The 13,071-nt window shown below is 72.2% G+C and carries 12 protein-coding genes; 8 read left to right on the forward strand and 4 right to left on the reverse strand.

Annotation, left to right across the window (positions count from 1 at the left end; genetic code table 11):
* Positions 1 to 8 precede the first annotated feature (8 nt).
* From ABT118_RS16895 to ABT118_RS16905, 3 genes are all read right to left on the reverse strand, one after another.
* Positions 9 to 758, reverse strand: coding sequence for a hypothetical protein (locus ABT118_RS16895; protein WP_350669128.1), 750 nt, complete (start codon positions 756 to 758; stop codon positions 9 to 11).
* Positions 748 to 1,245: a SigE family RNA polymerase sigma factor gene (locus ABT118_RS16900; protein WP_350669131.1), complete on the reverse strand. Its 498-nt coding sequence runs from the start codon at positions 1,243 to 1,245 to the stop codon at positions 748 to 750. The genes ABT118_RS16895 and ABT118_RS16900 overlap by 11 nt, the downstream gene beginning before the upstream one ends.
* 76 nt (positions 1,246 to 1,321) lie before the next feature.
* Positions 1,322 to 1,672: a hypothetical protein gene (locus ABT118_RS16905; RefSeq protein WP_350669133.1), complete on the reverse strand. Its 351-nt coding sequence runs from the start codon at positions 1,670 to 1,672 to the stop codon at positions 1,322 to 1,324.
* Positions 1,673 to 1,868: 196 nt separating this feature from the next.
* Here ABT118_RS16905 and ABT118_RS16910 point away from each other — a divergent pair, with 196 nt between their 5' ends.
* Positions 1,869 to 4,157 carry a cellulose binding domain-containing protein gene (locus tag ABT118_RS16910; protein WP_350669136.1) on the forward strand — a complete coding sequence of 763 codons (2,289 nt, stop codon included), beginning with the start codon at positions 1,869 to 1,871 and terminating at the stop codon, positions 4,155 to 4,157.
* A 14-nt stretch (positions 4,158 to 4,171) separates the two neighbouring features.
* On the forward strand, positions 4,172 to 5,659 hold the full coding sequence (locus ABT118_RS16915) for a cellulose binding domain-containing protein (protein ID WP_350669140.1): 1,488 nt from the start codon (positions 4,172 to 4,174) through the stop codon (positions 5,657 to 5,659).
* Positions 5,660 to 5,704: 45 nt separating this feature from the next.
* Here the strand turns inward: ABT118_RS16915 and ABT118_RS16920 are convergent, their stop codons facing one another.
* Entirely contained in the window at positions 5,705 to 6,484 is a 780-nt protein-coding gene (locus tag ABT118_RS16920) for an IclR family transcriptional regulator (RefSeq protein WP_350669144.1), read from the reverse strand.
* Between the two features lie 117 nt (positions 6,485 to 6,601).
* Between ABT118_RS16920 and ABT118_RS16925 the strand changes: the two genes are divergently transcribed.
* From ABT118_RS16925 to ABT118_RS16950, 6 genes are read left to right on the forward strand one after another with little or no spacing between them, the layout of a single operon-like run.
* Complete coding sequence (locus ABT118_RS16925; protein ID WP_350669150.1) at positions 6,602 to 7,933, forward strand: sugar ABC transporter substrate-binding protein; 1,332 nt, start codon at positions 6,602 to 6,604, stop codon at positions 7,931 to 7,933.
* Entirely contained in the window at positions 7,933 to 8,832 is a 900-nt protein-coding gene (locus ABT118_RS16930; RefSeq protein ID WP_350669154.1) for a carbohydrate ABC transporter permease, read from the forward strand. The genes ABT118_RS16925 and ABT118_RS16930 overlap by 1 nt, the downstream gene beginning before the upstream one ends.
* Complete coding sequence (locus ABT118_RS16935; protein ID WP_350669158.1) at positions 8,829 to 9,707, forward strand: carbohydrate ABC transporter permease; 879 nt, start codon at positions 8,829 to 8,831, stop codon at positions 9,705 to 9,707. Before ABT118_RS16930 ends, ABT118_RS16935 begins: the two co-directional genes overlap by 4 nt.
* Positions 9,708 to 9,742: 35 nt before the next feature.
* Positions 9,743 to 10,666, forward strand: a complete 924-nt coding sequence (locus tag ABT118_RS16940; protein WP_350669162.1) for a 5-dehydro-4-deoxyglucarate dehydratase — start codon at positions 9,743 to 9,745, stop codon at positions 10,664 to 10,666.
* A complete protein-coding gene (locus ABT118_RS16945) occupies positions 10,666 to 11,922 on the forward strand; it encodes a glucarate dehydratase family protein (protein ID WP_350669165.1) in 1,257 nt (418 codons plus the stop codon). Before ABT118_RS16940 ends, ABT118_RS16945 begins: the two co-directional genes overlap by 1 nt.
* Positions 11,919 to 13,061 (forward strand): hypothetical protein, encoded by a 1,143-nt coding sequence (locus ABT118_RS16950; RefSeq protein WP_350669168.1) that lies wholly within the window; start codon positions 11,919 to 11,921, stop codon positions 13,059 to 13,061. The genes ABT118_RS16945 and ABT118_RS16950 overlap by 4 nt, the downstream gene beginning before the upstream one ends.
* Positions 13,062 to 13,071: the final 10 nt, after the last annotated feature.

Here is a 13,071-nt window from a genome sequence, read left to right on the forward strand (position 1 = left end):
TGCTCGGGCTACTGGGGGTCGACCCGCAGGATGCGGGGGCCGTAACGGGCCCGGACCTCCTCCCGGACCGTCGCGGCCTGAGCCGTCGTCACCACCAGGCCCGCGCAGTCCGGGGCGAAGGCCATGCCGGAGAGCAGTACGCCCCTGCCCTCCCAGTAGGGGCGGTCCTTGGCGATCCGGTCGATCAGCTCGGTCAGTTCGGCCCGGCTGTACGGGGCGTCGACGAAGCGGAGCAGGACCGTCGGGTCGGTCACCGACAATCGGGACGCCGAGTCGAGGTCGCCGCCCGGGACACGGTAGACGTACAGCGTGCGGGAGTCCGCGCACACGCCCGCGTAGCGGTCCGGGAAGTAGGTCCGCCCCAGCTCGCCCACCTGGGCCATGGCCTTGCGCAGGGCTGCTCCCGGGTTCGGGACCTCGGCCGTCGGGGCGGCGCTGCCGGGGGCGGGGCTAGCCGGGCAGAACCCGGTCGACCGGTCGTCCGCGACGGGCGTCGGGGAGGGCGGGCCCGGGTGCGCGGTCAGCACCGCCAGCGGCGCCGCGGGCCGGGCCGGCGGCTCGGTGACCTGGACCGTCACCCCGGCGCAGGCGGCCAGGACCGCCGCGGCCGCCAGTGCCAGCCGGATCCGCCCGGCCCGGAGCCGGCGCCGGCCGGCCTGCCGGAGCTCCGCCACGGGTGCCCGGACGGCGCCCACCCGGGTGTTCGCCTCGGCGTTCAGCCGTGCCGCCAGTCTCAGTTCGAGGGCGTCAGCATCCACGGCCCACCTCCACGTTCTCCTGCGCCAGCTCGCGCCGGAGCGACTTCATGGCCCGGGCCAGGTGCGTCTTCGCGGTCGCGAGCGAGCAGCCCAGCTCCTCGGCCACCTGGGCCATCGGCAGGTCGATGTAGTACTTCAGTGCCACCACCGCCCGCTGTTTCGGCGGCAGCCGGCGCAGCACCAGGCGCAGCCGGTCGTCCTCCGGCGCGAACTCCAGCACGGCCGCGTCCGGGAGCTCCGGCATCGGGACCTCGCGCCTGGTCCGGCGCCAGCGCGAGATGTGCGTGCGCACCATGGTCCGGCGGACGTACTCCTCGGTGGCCGTCACGTCCCGGATCGACCGGCGCCGGACGTACACCCGGGCCAGCGCGTCGTGCAGCAGGTCGCACGCGTCGTGCAGGTCCCCGGTGATCAGGTACGCGCCGCGCAGCAGGGCCTGGTAGCGCGCCCCGACGAACTCGTCGAACGGGTCGCCGTTCACTGTCATACCTACTTGGACGCGTCAGGCGGCCGAAAGGGATGACACGGGGACGTAAAAAGATCGGAAACCGGCTACGGGCGGTTCAGCGGGCGGACGCCCCGGGCCGGCACGGGCGCTGACGGGTGCTCACCAGGGCGGCTCCGGCGGCCGCCGCCACCACGCCGGCGGCGAGGAAGCCGCCGTTGGACCGCCAGGACAGGACGGACCAGCGGGACTGGGCGGAGAGCAGCGAGCCGGTGCTCAGCCACGAGGCGGTCGAGACCAGCGAGAGCGCGGAGCCGATCGACCCCAGGGACAGCACGCTGCCGACCGACCCGACGGACAGCACGGAGCCGACCGATCCGATGGAGAGCACCGAACCCACCGAGCCGATCGACAGCACGGAGTCCTTGGACCAGAGTGACAGCGGCGAGTCAGCAGGCTTCCACAGCATGCTCCGATCGTAGTCCCGGTCGGGGGAGTGCTGACGGGTTTTCACCTGCCCTACGGGGAGCGGGGATCGATGACCGAGATCATCGTGTCCACATATGTGGAAGGGATACGTAATTTAGGATAACTATTGACCTGCTGGACAACGGTCAGCACCATGATGGGCGGCTGCCTCTTCCCCCCACTGCTCTGGAGGTACGTTGTCCACACGAAGTCTCGTCGCGCTCGCCTGCGCGACGACGGTGCTGCTGGCTGCCGGCGGACTCGCCGTCGAAGCGAACGGCGTGGCACCCAAGGGAGTTCAGGCCCAGGCGAGCGGCGGTCTCGATCTCTCCAAGGCCAACCGCAGGACGCCGGTGGCCGGGTTGTACGACTGGTCCAAGGCCGGCTACCGGGGCGGTGCGGACCTGCCCGGGGCCGGTGACACCAACCCGGACGCCGCCTGTCAGATCACCCCCGCCGAACTGGCCGCACAGTTCGGGGTCCGCCCGGACGACGGGGCCGACGACTCGGCCGGGCTGCAGTCCGCGATCGACCAGATCCGGACCTCCTGCTCGCCCGGCGCGAACTACAACAAGCTGTCGCTGATCACGCTGCCGGCCGGTGTGCTCCAGGTCTCCCGTCAACTCGGGGTCGATGCCGACTACCTGACCATCCGTGGCGCGGGCAGCGGCGCCGGCGGCAGCCGGATCGTGTTCCGGCCCGACGCCAACACCCGCTACGACGCGCTGACCGAGGACGGCTCGGACTGGGACGAGGACGGGATGACCTCGGGCTCGGCCAAGGGCGGCTGGATCTGGCCCGGGCGCGGGCTGTTCCGGGTCCAGTCGCGCGGCGTGAACAGCGCCTACGCCAGTGAGTACGCGGCGGCTCCGGCCAACCGCAAGGACCTGTTCGAGGGCACGGTCAACGTGCACTGGAAGGCCGGGCTCAAGCTGCGCGAGAAGACCGGCGGCGCGGGCTTCGCGGCGAAGGCCGGGGACACCGTGGTGCCACTGGCGAGCAGCGGCGCGCTGACCGCGCTCCAGGTCGGCGGGCTGGTGAACATCCGGGCCGCCAACTCGCTGAAGTTCTACGCCCAGCAGGACATCCAGCCGGCCGACGGCACGCTGCAGAACATCCACATGCGGCAGCAGATCTTCACCGTCACCGCCGTCGACACCGCCAACCGCACCATCACGCTGGACAAGCCGCTGGAGTACGACGTCCCGGTCACCTCGACCTCGGACGGCTCGGCGCCGATCGACGGTGCCGTCTACGACTCCAAGGCCGCCCCGATCGTGGACCCGGTACTCGGGGTCGGCTTCGAGAACTTCGCCCTCACCCAGGACATGCCCGGGCTCAACCAGGCCGACGCCGTGCACAACTACGGCAACATGTCGCCCGCCGACGAGATGCACGGCATCGTCTTCAAGTGGGCCGCCAACTCCTGGGTCCGGGGCATCCGGACCGAGATGACCGGGTCGCACCCGATCGTCACCGAGGAGGCGTACCACCTCCAGATCGTCGACAACCAGCTGGACGGCTCCTGGAACAAGGGCAAGGGCGGCAACGGGTACTTCAGGGGATCGCGGGTCTGGGACTCGCTCTACGCGGGCAACACCTCGCGCAACCTGCGGCACTTCACCTTCCAGTGGTCCGCCTCCGGCAACGTGGTGATCGGCAACGACTTCGACTCCGACATCAACCTGCACGGGGGGTGGGAGCGCAACAACCTGATCGAGCTCAACACGGTGACCGTGCCGTACGAGCACCGCTCGGCCAACTGCCGCTCCAACTGCGGCGAGGAGGGCGGGGGCGGACCCGATGCCTCCACCTGGTTCCCGATCTGGTGGGGAGCGGGCAAGAAGGCGGTGAAGTGGTCCGGCTCCAGCGGGCCGAACAACGTCTTCTTCAACAACACCATGACCAAGCAGGCGACCGCCGGGGCGGCGTACACCCCGTACTACGCGGACCACCAGCGGATCTACCGGTTCGGCTGGAGCGGCGCGGCCTGGCAGCACCTGGACGCGGCCGGGACGCCGATCCCGGACTGGGCGGGCCGGGAGCAGCTGGACTACACCGGCGGGCACGGGGTGGACGCCACCCGGACCGACCCGGGGGCGTCGCTGTTCCTCAAGTCGGTGGGCGGGGGCACCTCTTCGCCCTCGCCGAGCAGCAGCCCCAGCAGCAGCCCGAGCCCGTCGCCGACCGGCACCGGGTGCCTGACCGCACGGACCGTCAAGGGCTCCGGCTGGAGCAGCGGTTACGGCATGGACGTGTTCGTCAAGAACAACTGCGCCACCAAGAGCACGAGTTGGACCGTCGAGTTCGACCTGCCGGCCGGGACCACGGTGTCCAGCAGCTGGTCGTCCACCAGGACGCAGAGCGGTCAGCACTACAAGTTCGTCAACGTCTCCTACAACGGGGCCATCGCGCCCGGCCAGGAGACGGGCTTCGGCTTCAACGCGGCCGGCCTCGGCCTGCCGTCCGACCTCACCGCCCGCTGATGGGAGCCGCAACGATGCGCAGAACGGTACTGGGCGGCTTCACGGCCGCCGCGCTGGCAGCAGCGAGCCTGCTGGCGCTGCCCGCCCATGCGGCGGCGCCGAAGCTGACCGCCAAGGTGGTGCAGGGGTCGGTGTGGAGCTCCGGCTACGGCGCGGATGTCGTGGTCGCCAACAACGGCGATGCGGCGTCGGCGGGTTGGACGGTGGAGTTCGACCTGCCGGCCGGGACGACGGTGTCCAGCAGCTGGTCGTCCACCAGGACGCAGAGTGGTCAGCACTACAAGTTCGTCAACGTCTCCTACAACGGGGCCGTCGCGCCCGGAGCGAGCACGAGCTTCGGGTTCAACGCGGCCGGCCTCGGGCTGCCGCTGAACTGCACCCTCAACGGCGCACCCTGCGGCGGGGGTTCGAGCACGCCGAGCCCCAGCCCGACCGTGAGCTCCAGCCCGAGCCCCAGCCCGAGCCCGAGCCCGAGTTCCAGCCCCAGCCCGACCCCCACGCCCACCCCCACCGTGACCACCCCGCCCGGCCCGGTGGTGGACGTCTCCACCGCCGCCCAGCTCACCGCCGCCCTGGCGGCGGCCGCACCGGGCCAGACCATCCGGCTGGCCCCGGGCGAGTACCACGGTGTCTTCGGCACCACCCGTCCGGGCACGGAGGCGCAGCGGATCACCCTGACCGGCCCGCGCACCGCCGTGCTGGTCAACGACGGCCCCTCCGGTGACGCGCCGGACTGCCCGACGCCGACCCCCGGCTGGGACCCGGGCTACGGCCTGTGGCTCTCCGGCGCGCCGTACTGGAACCTGACCGGCTTCACCGTGAAGGACTCCAAGAAGGGCGTGGTGCTGGACGGTTCGCACCACGTCACGGTGGACGGGATCTACGTGCACCACGTCGAGGAGGAGGGGGTGCACTTCCGCCGCTCCTCCGCCGACGGGGTGATCCGCAACTCGGTGATCGAGTACACCGGCCTGGTCCAGCCCGGCTACGGCGAGGGCGTGTACCTCGGTTCGGCGAACTCGAACTGGGGCTGCCACGGCAACAGCGGCGGGGTGGACCGCTCCGACCGGGTGCTGGTGGAGAACAACCGGATCGGCCCGTACATCGCGGCCGAGCCGATCGACGTCAAGGAGGGCACGTTCGCCGGGATCATCCGGGGCAACACCTTCGACGGACGCGGCATCAGCGGCCAGAACTCCGCCGACTCCTGGATCGACGTCAAGGGCATCGACTACCTGATCGAGGGCAACACCGGCACCTTCGCGGCGCCGGGCACCTTCGCCAACGGGTACGAGACGCACAACCCGGGCACCACGCCGTCGTTCCCGAACGGCTGCGGCAACGTCTGGCGCAACAACACCTCGGACCTGGGCGGGGTGGGCGCGTACGCGATCAGGATCACCTCGCCGTCGAGCTGCACGGCCAGGCCGAACGTGGTGTACGCCTCGAACAAGGTGACCGGGGCGGTGAGCGGACTGACCAACGTGCCGGTCACGCCGTAGCGGACCGGGGGAGCCGGCTCCGGGCCGGCTCCCCCGGTGGCGCGGCTATCTGATGCCGTGCCGGCGCAGCGTGGCGGCGAGGGCGGTGGTGTGGGACACCACCGCCCTCGCGACCCGTTCCACCTCCGCGTCGGTGGCCGCGGCGGCCGGCATGGAGCAGCTGATCGCGTCGGTGGCCGGGATGCGGTAGTGCACGGGGGCGGAGACGCAGCAGACGCCCGCCGTGCCCTGTTCGCGTTCCAGCGCCCAGCCCCGGTCCCGGGTGCGGGCCAGTTCGGCGTGCAGTTCGGCGCGGTCGGTGACGGTGTGCGGGGTGAGCGCGGGGAGCTCGGCCGGCAGTATCGCGTCCACCTCGGCGGTGGTCAGCTCGGCGAGCAACGCCTGCCCCAGGGCGGTGAGATGGGCCGGCAGTCGGCGGCCGACCCGGGAGACCACCCGGACGGTGTCGCGGGCCTCCCGGCTGGCCAGGTAGAGCACGTACGCGTCGTCCCGGCGGGCGAAGTGCACGGTGTAGCCGGTCTCGGCCCTGAGGTCCTCCAGGGCCTCGTTGGCGTACGGCAGCGCCGGGTCGCGGTCGAGGTAGGCGGTGCCGGAGAGCAGCGCGTGCGGCCCGACGCCGAAGGCGGAGCCGCTGTCGTCGGCCTCCACCCACTTGAGCTCGCGCAGCGTGCGGACCAGGGCGTGCAGGCTGCTCCGGGGGTAACCGAGGCGTTCCTGCAACTCGCTGACGGTCAGTCGGTCGGGCGAGGAGGCGAGCGCCTCCAGGATGCGCACGGTGCGCTCGGCCGACTTGACCGTCGAGGCGTCCGGCTGGGCAGAGGGCATGTCCACCATCCAGATAAGTGCTGCGGGAGTGTTGACCGTCATAGTAACGGACGCTAACTTTCCCTTGCAGTGCTGCCACACTCTCAGATTCTGTCCAGATACGTAGACAGGACTTCGATGCCCCGCAGATCCGCATCCACCCTTGCGGTCGCGTTGACCGCCGCTCTCGCCCTCACCACCCTGACCGCCTGCGGTTCGGGCGGCGGCAAGCAGAGCGCCACCGACGACAAGTCACCGCTGGAGATCTGGGTGCGCAAGCCCCCCGGCTCCAACACCGAGAAGACCCACCAGGCGCTGGCCGCGAAGTTCACCGAGCAGACCGGCATCCCGGCCCATGTCACCGCGCTGTTCGACGACTTCGAGACCAAGCTGCAGCAGGCCGCGGCGCAGAAGAAGCTGCCGGACCTGATCGTCAACGACACCGCCCAGCTCGGCACCCTGGTCAAGCAGGGCCTGGTGACCCAGGTCGACCGAGCCGGCACCAAGGGCGGCGACCAGCTGATACCCGCGTCCTGGGACGCGGCCAAGGGCGCCGACGGCAAGTACTACGGCGTCCCGTTCTCGGCCCAGAGCTTCGCGCTCTTCGTCCGCAAGGACTGGCGGGAGAAGCTCGGCCTGGCCCAGCCCACCAACTGGGACGAACTCGACGCGCTGGCAACGGCGTTCACCACCCGCGACCCGGACGGCAACGGCAAGGCAGACAGCTACGGCTACGTCGTCCCCGGCTCCACCAAGCGCGGCTACCTGGACTGGTACTTCTCCAGCTTCCTGTGGTCGGCGGGCGGCGACTACTTCGCCCAGGACGGGAAGGCGCCCGCGATCGCCGACGCCGCCTCGGTGGCGGCGGCCCAGCGGCTGAAGGACCAGTTCTGCACCGCGAAGAGCGTGGTGCCCGGCGCGGCCACCGCCGAGACCACCCAGGCCCACCCGCTGTTCGAGACCGGCAAGGGCGGCATCTACTTCACCGGCCCGTACAACATGGCCCGGTTCGACAAGAGCCTCGGCAAGGACAAGTACGAGGTGATCGCGCTGCCGGCCGGCCCCGGCGGGAAGAGCGTCTCGCTGGCCGAGGGCGAGAACGCCTACCTGATGGCCGGTTCGAAGAACCCCGGCGGGCAGAAGAGGTACGCCGAGTTCCTGATCGGCATCGAGGGCCAGACCCTGGGCATGGCGGGCGACACCGACGGCAACGTGGTCCGACTGCCCGTCAACAAGGGCGTCGACCTGGCGTCGGTGCGCAAGGACGAGCGCTGGCTGGTCTTCGACCGGGCGTACCGGGAGGGCGGCCGGTACGTGCCGGTGGTCAAGGAGTGGACGCCGTTCCGGCAGGCCTCGGCCGAGGCGCTGAACGCGATGGTGGCCGACTGCGGCTCCGACCCCAAGGCGGTGCTGGGCAAGCTGGCCACCACCTTCGCCGCCGAGTTGAAGAAGCAGGGAGCCGGATCCTGATGCGGATCGACCGCCGGGGCCGGCTCACCCCCTGGCTGTTCCTGGCCCCGGCGCTGGTGCTGTTCGCGCTCTTCAAGTTCCTGCCGATGTGGCGGGCGATCGGGATGAGCTTCCACGAGGTCAGGCCCTACCTGGGCGACCGGTGGGTCGGCGCGGACAACTACCGGCAGGTGGTCACCGACGAGGCGTTCCTGAACGCGATCTGGCACACCCTGCTGCTGGCGGTCGGCCAGACCGGCGGGTCGGTCCTGCTCGGTCTGGCCCTGGCCCTGGTGCTGGAGGGCAGTTCGCGCCGGCTCTGGTTCGTCCGGACGGCCGTCTTCCTGCCCACGGTGACCGCGATGGCGGTGGTCGCCGAGGTCTGGCGGATCCTCTACTACCCCGCCCCCGACGGCATCGTGAACGGGCTGCTGGGCTGGGTCGGGGTCGGGCCCTCCCAGTTCCTCAACAGCCCCGACAGCGCGCTCTGGTCGGTGATGTCGGTGGGCGTCTGGCGGGGTGCGCCGTACGACATGATGATCTTCCTGGCCGCCCTGGCCGGGGTCGACCGCACCCTCTACGAGGCGGCCGCGGCCGACGGGGCGGGGGTGTGGCGGCGGGTCTGGCACGTCACGCTGCCCTCGCTCCGGCCGGCCTTCGTGATCCTGTTCACGCTGGCCGCGATCCGCAGCCTGCGGGTCTTCACCGAGATCTTCCTGCTCACCAACGGCGGGCCGAACGGCTCCACCGAGGTGCTGATGACCCTGATCTACCGACTCGGCCTGGAACGCGGCGAGTTGGGCATCGCGGCGGCCGGATCGATGGTGCTGCTCGGGGTCTCGGTGCTGCTCACCCTGCTGGTCCGGCTCGGCCGGGCCCGGGCCGGAAAGGCCGCCACGTCCGGAAAGGCCGCGCCATGAAGAACCGTCAGTCCGGCGGCGTGAAGCACCGCCAACTCGACACCGCCCTCGGCCTGGACGCCCGCAGCGGCCCGATCGCCCTGATCGGCCGGCTGGTCCTGTACGGCCTGCTGGTGCTGGTCTTCGCCGGCCCGCTGCTGGCCCTGCTGGTCAGCGCGTTCAGCCCGGTCAGCGACCCGACCAGGCTCACCCTGCTGCCGACCCACTTCACCCTGGCCAACTTCGAGGCGGCCTTCGACCGGGACGTGCTGCGCTACCTGCTCAACTCCTTCCTGGTGGTGGGCGGCGGGCTGCTGCTCCAGATCGGGGTGAGCATCTCGGCCGCGTACGCGCTGGCCCGCAAGCGCTTCCCCGGGCTGCGGCTGGTCTTCCTGCTCATCCTCTCCACCATGATGCTGCCGGAGGAGGTGCTGGCGATCCCGCTCTCGCTGGTGCTCTCCGACCTGTCGCTGACCGGCAGCCTCTGGGGCATGATCGTGCCGGTCGGGGCCTGGGCCTTCTCGATCCTGGTCACCGCCGAGTTCATGAAGGAGATCCCGCTCGAACTGGAGGAGGCCGCCCGGCTGGACGGCGCCGGGGACCTGCGGATCTTCTGGTCGGTGGTGCTCCCGCTGTGCCGGCCCGCGCTCGGCGTGATCGGGATCTTCGGCTTCACCATGATCTGGGACCAGTACATGCTCCCGCTGCTGGTCGCCACCGACGCCAAACAGTTCACCCTCCCGCTGGCGCTGCGCACCCTGCGCGCCGACGAACAGGTCGGCGTCGGCGTGCTGCTGGCCTCCGCCCTGCTCGCCCTGCTGCCGAGCGTGCTGGCCTTCCTGGCCATGCAGCGGCAGTTCATGCGCGGGCTCACCTCCGGCGCGGTCAAGGGCTGACCAACCCTCACCCATCTTCTCTCCTAGGGGATTTCATGCGCCTGCACGGGCTTCTTTCCTTTCCGCTCACCCCGTTCACCGCGGACGACAAGGTGGATCTGGCGGTCTTCGCCGACCATCTGGAGCAGCAGATCGCCGCCGCTCCCGCCGCCCTCTTCGTCGCCTGCGGCACCGGGGAGTTCACCGCCCTGGCCCTGGACGAGTACCGCGACCTGGTGGCCACCGCCGTCCGGGTCGCCGACGGCCGGCTGCCGGTGGTGTCCGGCTGCGGCGGCGGCCCCCGGATGGCCCGCGAGTTCGCCCTGGCCGCCGCCGAGTGCGGCGCCGACGGGCTGCTGCTGCTCCCGCCGTACCTGGTCACCTCCACCCCGGGCGGGCTGGTCGAGCACGTCCGCTACGTGGCTGCCGCTACCGAACTCCCGCTGGTGGTCTACCAGCGCGCCAACGCCGTGCTCGACGAGGCCGCCGCGCTGGCCCTGCTCGACCTGCCCACCGTCACCGGCATCAAGGACGGCCGGGGCGACGTGGACGCGATGCTCCGGCTGGTCACCGCCGTCCGCACCAGCGGCCACCCGCGCGCCGCCGAGTTCGGCTTCCTGAACGGCCTGCCGACCGCCGAACTCTCGGTCCAGGCCTACCGGGCGATCGGCGTGGAGTGCTACTCCTCGGCCGTGCTCTGCTTCGCCCCCGACCTGGCCACCGCGTTCCACCGGGCGGTCGAGCGCGACGACCGGGAGGCGATCCAGCTGCTGCTGGCCGAGTTCTACCTCCCGCTGGTCGCCCTGCGCGACCGCGTGCCCGGGTACGCCGTCGCCCTGGTCAAGGCCGGCGCCCGGCTGGCCGGCCTCGACCTGGGCCGGGTCCGGCCGCCGCTGGTGGACGCCTCGCCCGAGCACGTCCGGGAGCTGGCCGCGATCCTGGCCCGGGGCCGGGCCGCGCTCGCCACGGTGGTGGAGTGATGCGGATCCAGCAGGTGGTGGTCACCCCGATCGCCTTCGCCGACCCGCCGCTGCTCAACTCGGCCGGGGTGCACCAGCCCTGGGCGCTCCGGGCGATCGTCGAACTGCACTGCGGCGACGGCCTGGTGGGCCTGGGGGAGACCTACGGCGACGCCCCGCACCTGGAGCTGCTGCGGGCGGTCGCCCCAACCCTGACCGGGCTCGACCCGTTCGACACCAACGGACTGCTGCGCCGGATCAGGGCGGTGCTCGGCGACGCGGACACCCCCGACCGGCACGGCCTGACCGGCGGCTCCACCCCGCAGAAGACCGCGCTGCGGGTGCTCAGCCCGTTCGAGGTGGCCTGCCTCGACCTGCAGGGGCAGCTGGTCGGCCGCCCGGTGGTGGACCTGCTCGGTGGCCGGGTCCGGGACGAAGTCCCGTTCTCCGCCTACCTGTTCTACAAGTGGGCGGGCCACCCCGGTGCGGCCGAGGACGCCTACGGCGCGGCCCTGGACCCGGCGGGCATCGTCGCCCAGGCGAAGCTGATGGTCGAGCAGTACGGCTTCGGCTCGATCAAGCTCAAGGGCGGGGTGTTCCCGCCCGACCAGGAGATCGAGGCGATCCACGCCCTGCGCGCCGCCTTCCCCGGCCACCCGCTCCGGATCGACCCCAACGCGGCCTGGACGGTGGAGACCTCGCTCCGGGTGGCGGCCGGGACCGACGGCCTGCTGGAGTACCTGGAGGACCCCACCCCCGGCATCCCCGGCATGGCCGAGGTGGCCCGCGGCGCCTCCATGCCGCTGGCCACCAACATGTGCGTGGTCAGCCCGGACGACCTGCCCGAGGGCTTCGGGCAGCGCGCGGTGGGCGTGGTGCTGGCCGACCACCACTACTGGGGCGGGCTGCGCCGCTCGGCCGAACTCGCCGCCACCTGCCGCAGTTGGGGCGTCGGGGTCTCGATGCACTCCAACAGCCACCTCGGCATCAGCCTGGCCGCGATGACCCACCTGGGCGCCGCGCTGCCCGAACTCACCTACGCCGCCGACACCCACACCCCCTGGCAGTACGGTGAGGACGTGCTGACCGAGCCGCTGCGGATCGTCGACGGCGCCGTCCGGGTGCCGGACGCCCCCGGCCTGGGCATCGAGCTGGACCGCGACGCACTGGCCCGGCTGCACGAGAACTACCTGAACTGCGGCATCCGGGAGCGCGACGACACCGCGTACCTGCGCAGCATCGACCCCGCCTTCGAGAAGCGGAGGCCCCGTTGGTGACCGTCTCCGCGCACGCGTACCCGTGGGACGTGCTCGGCGACCCGGCCTTCGCCGACCGGGTGCACAGCACCGGGCTGGACGCCGTGACGCTCGCGGTCAGCTACCACTCGACCCGCGCCGCCACCCCCCAGCACCCGTCCCGGCGGCTGGTCGACGCCCGGTACGCCGCGCTCTACCGCCCGGTCCGGCCGACGGCCTGGGCCGGGCGCAGGCTGGCACCGCTCGGGCCGGACTGGATGGCCGAGGACGACCCGGCGGGCGCCGCGATCGAGGCGCTGACGGCCGCCGGCGTCCCCGTCAACGCCTGGGTGGTGCTCGCGCACAACAGCCGGCTCGGCCTGCTGGCGCCGGAGTCGACCGTGGTCAACTGCTACGGCGAGCGCTACCCGTACGCCCTCTGCCCCAGCCGCCCCGAGGTGCGGGAGCACTGCGGCACCCTCGCCGTCGAGGCGCTGCGCGGGCTGCCCGCCGGGGCGCTGCGGGGAGTCTCGCTGGAGTCGGCCGGGCAGCTGGGCGCGAGCCACCTGGGCTGCCACGAGAAGACCGACGGCGCGTACTCGGCCGCCGCCCTGCGGGCGCTGTCGGTGTGCTGCTGCACCGGCTGCCGGGAGGGTTGGCCGGGCCTGGCCGCGGCCGAGGTGACGGCGCGGCTGCGGGCGGCGGTGGAGCGGGAGGAGCCGCTGCCCGAGCCGCTCGGCGCCGTCCTGCTCGCGGCCCGGCAGGCCGCCACCGACCGGCTGCGCCGCGAAGTGGTGGCAGCGGTACGGGAGTTGCTGCCCGGTGTGCCGGTCACCCTGCATGCCCACCCCGACCCCTGGGCCACCGGCCCCTCGCCCGGCCTGACCCCCGCCGCGCCCGCCGAGGTGGACGCGCTGCTGGTGCCCTGCTGGCCGACCACCCCCGACAGCGCCGAACTGGTCCGCCGCGCGGCCCGGTTCGGCCTGCCGGTGGACGCCTACGTGACCGCGCTGCCCCCGGCCGACCCGGCCGCCCTGCCCGGCCACGTCCGGCGGCTGCGGGCGGCGGGCGCCGAACGGCTGAGCCTGTACCACCTCGGCCTGGTGCCGGCCCGGCAGCAGCCGCTGCTCGCCGCGCTGGCCCGGGAGTTCCGCGACCGGCCCGAACCCCAGAGGAGTTGACGACCGTGCA

Source organism: Kitasatospora sp. NPDC002040 (assembly GCF_040296785.1).
Taxonomy (GTDB): domain Bacteria; phylum Actinomycetota; class Actinomycetes; order Streptomycetales; family Streptomycetaceae; genus Kitasatospora.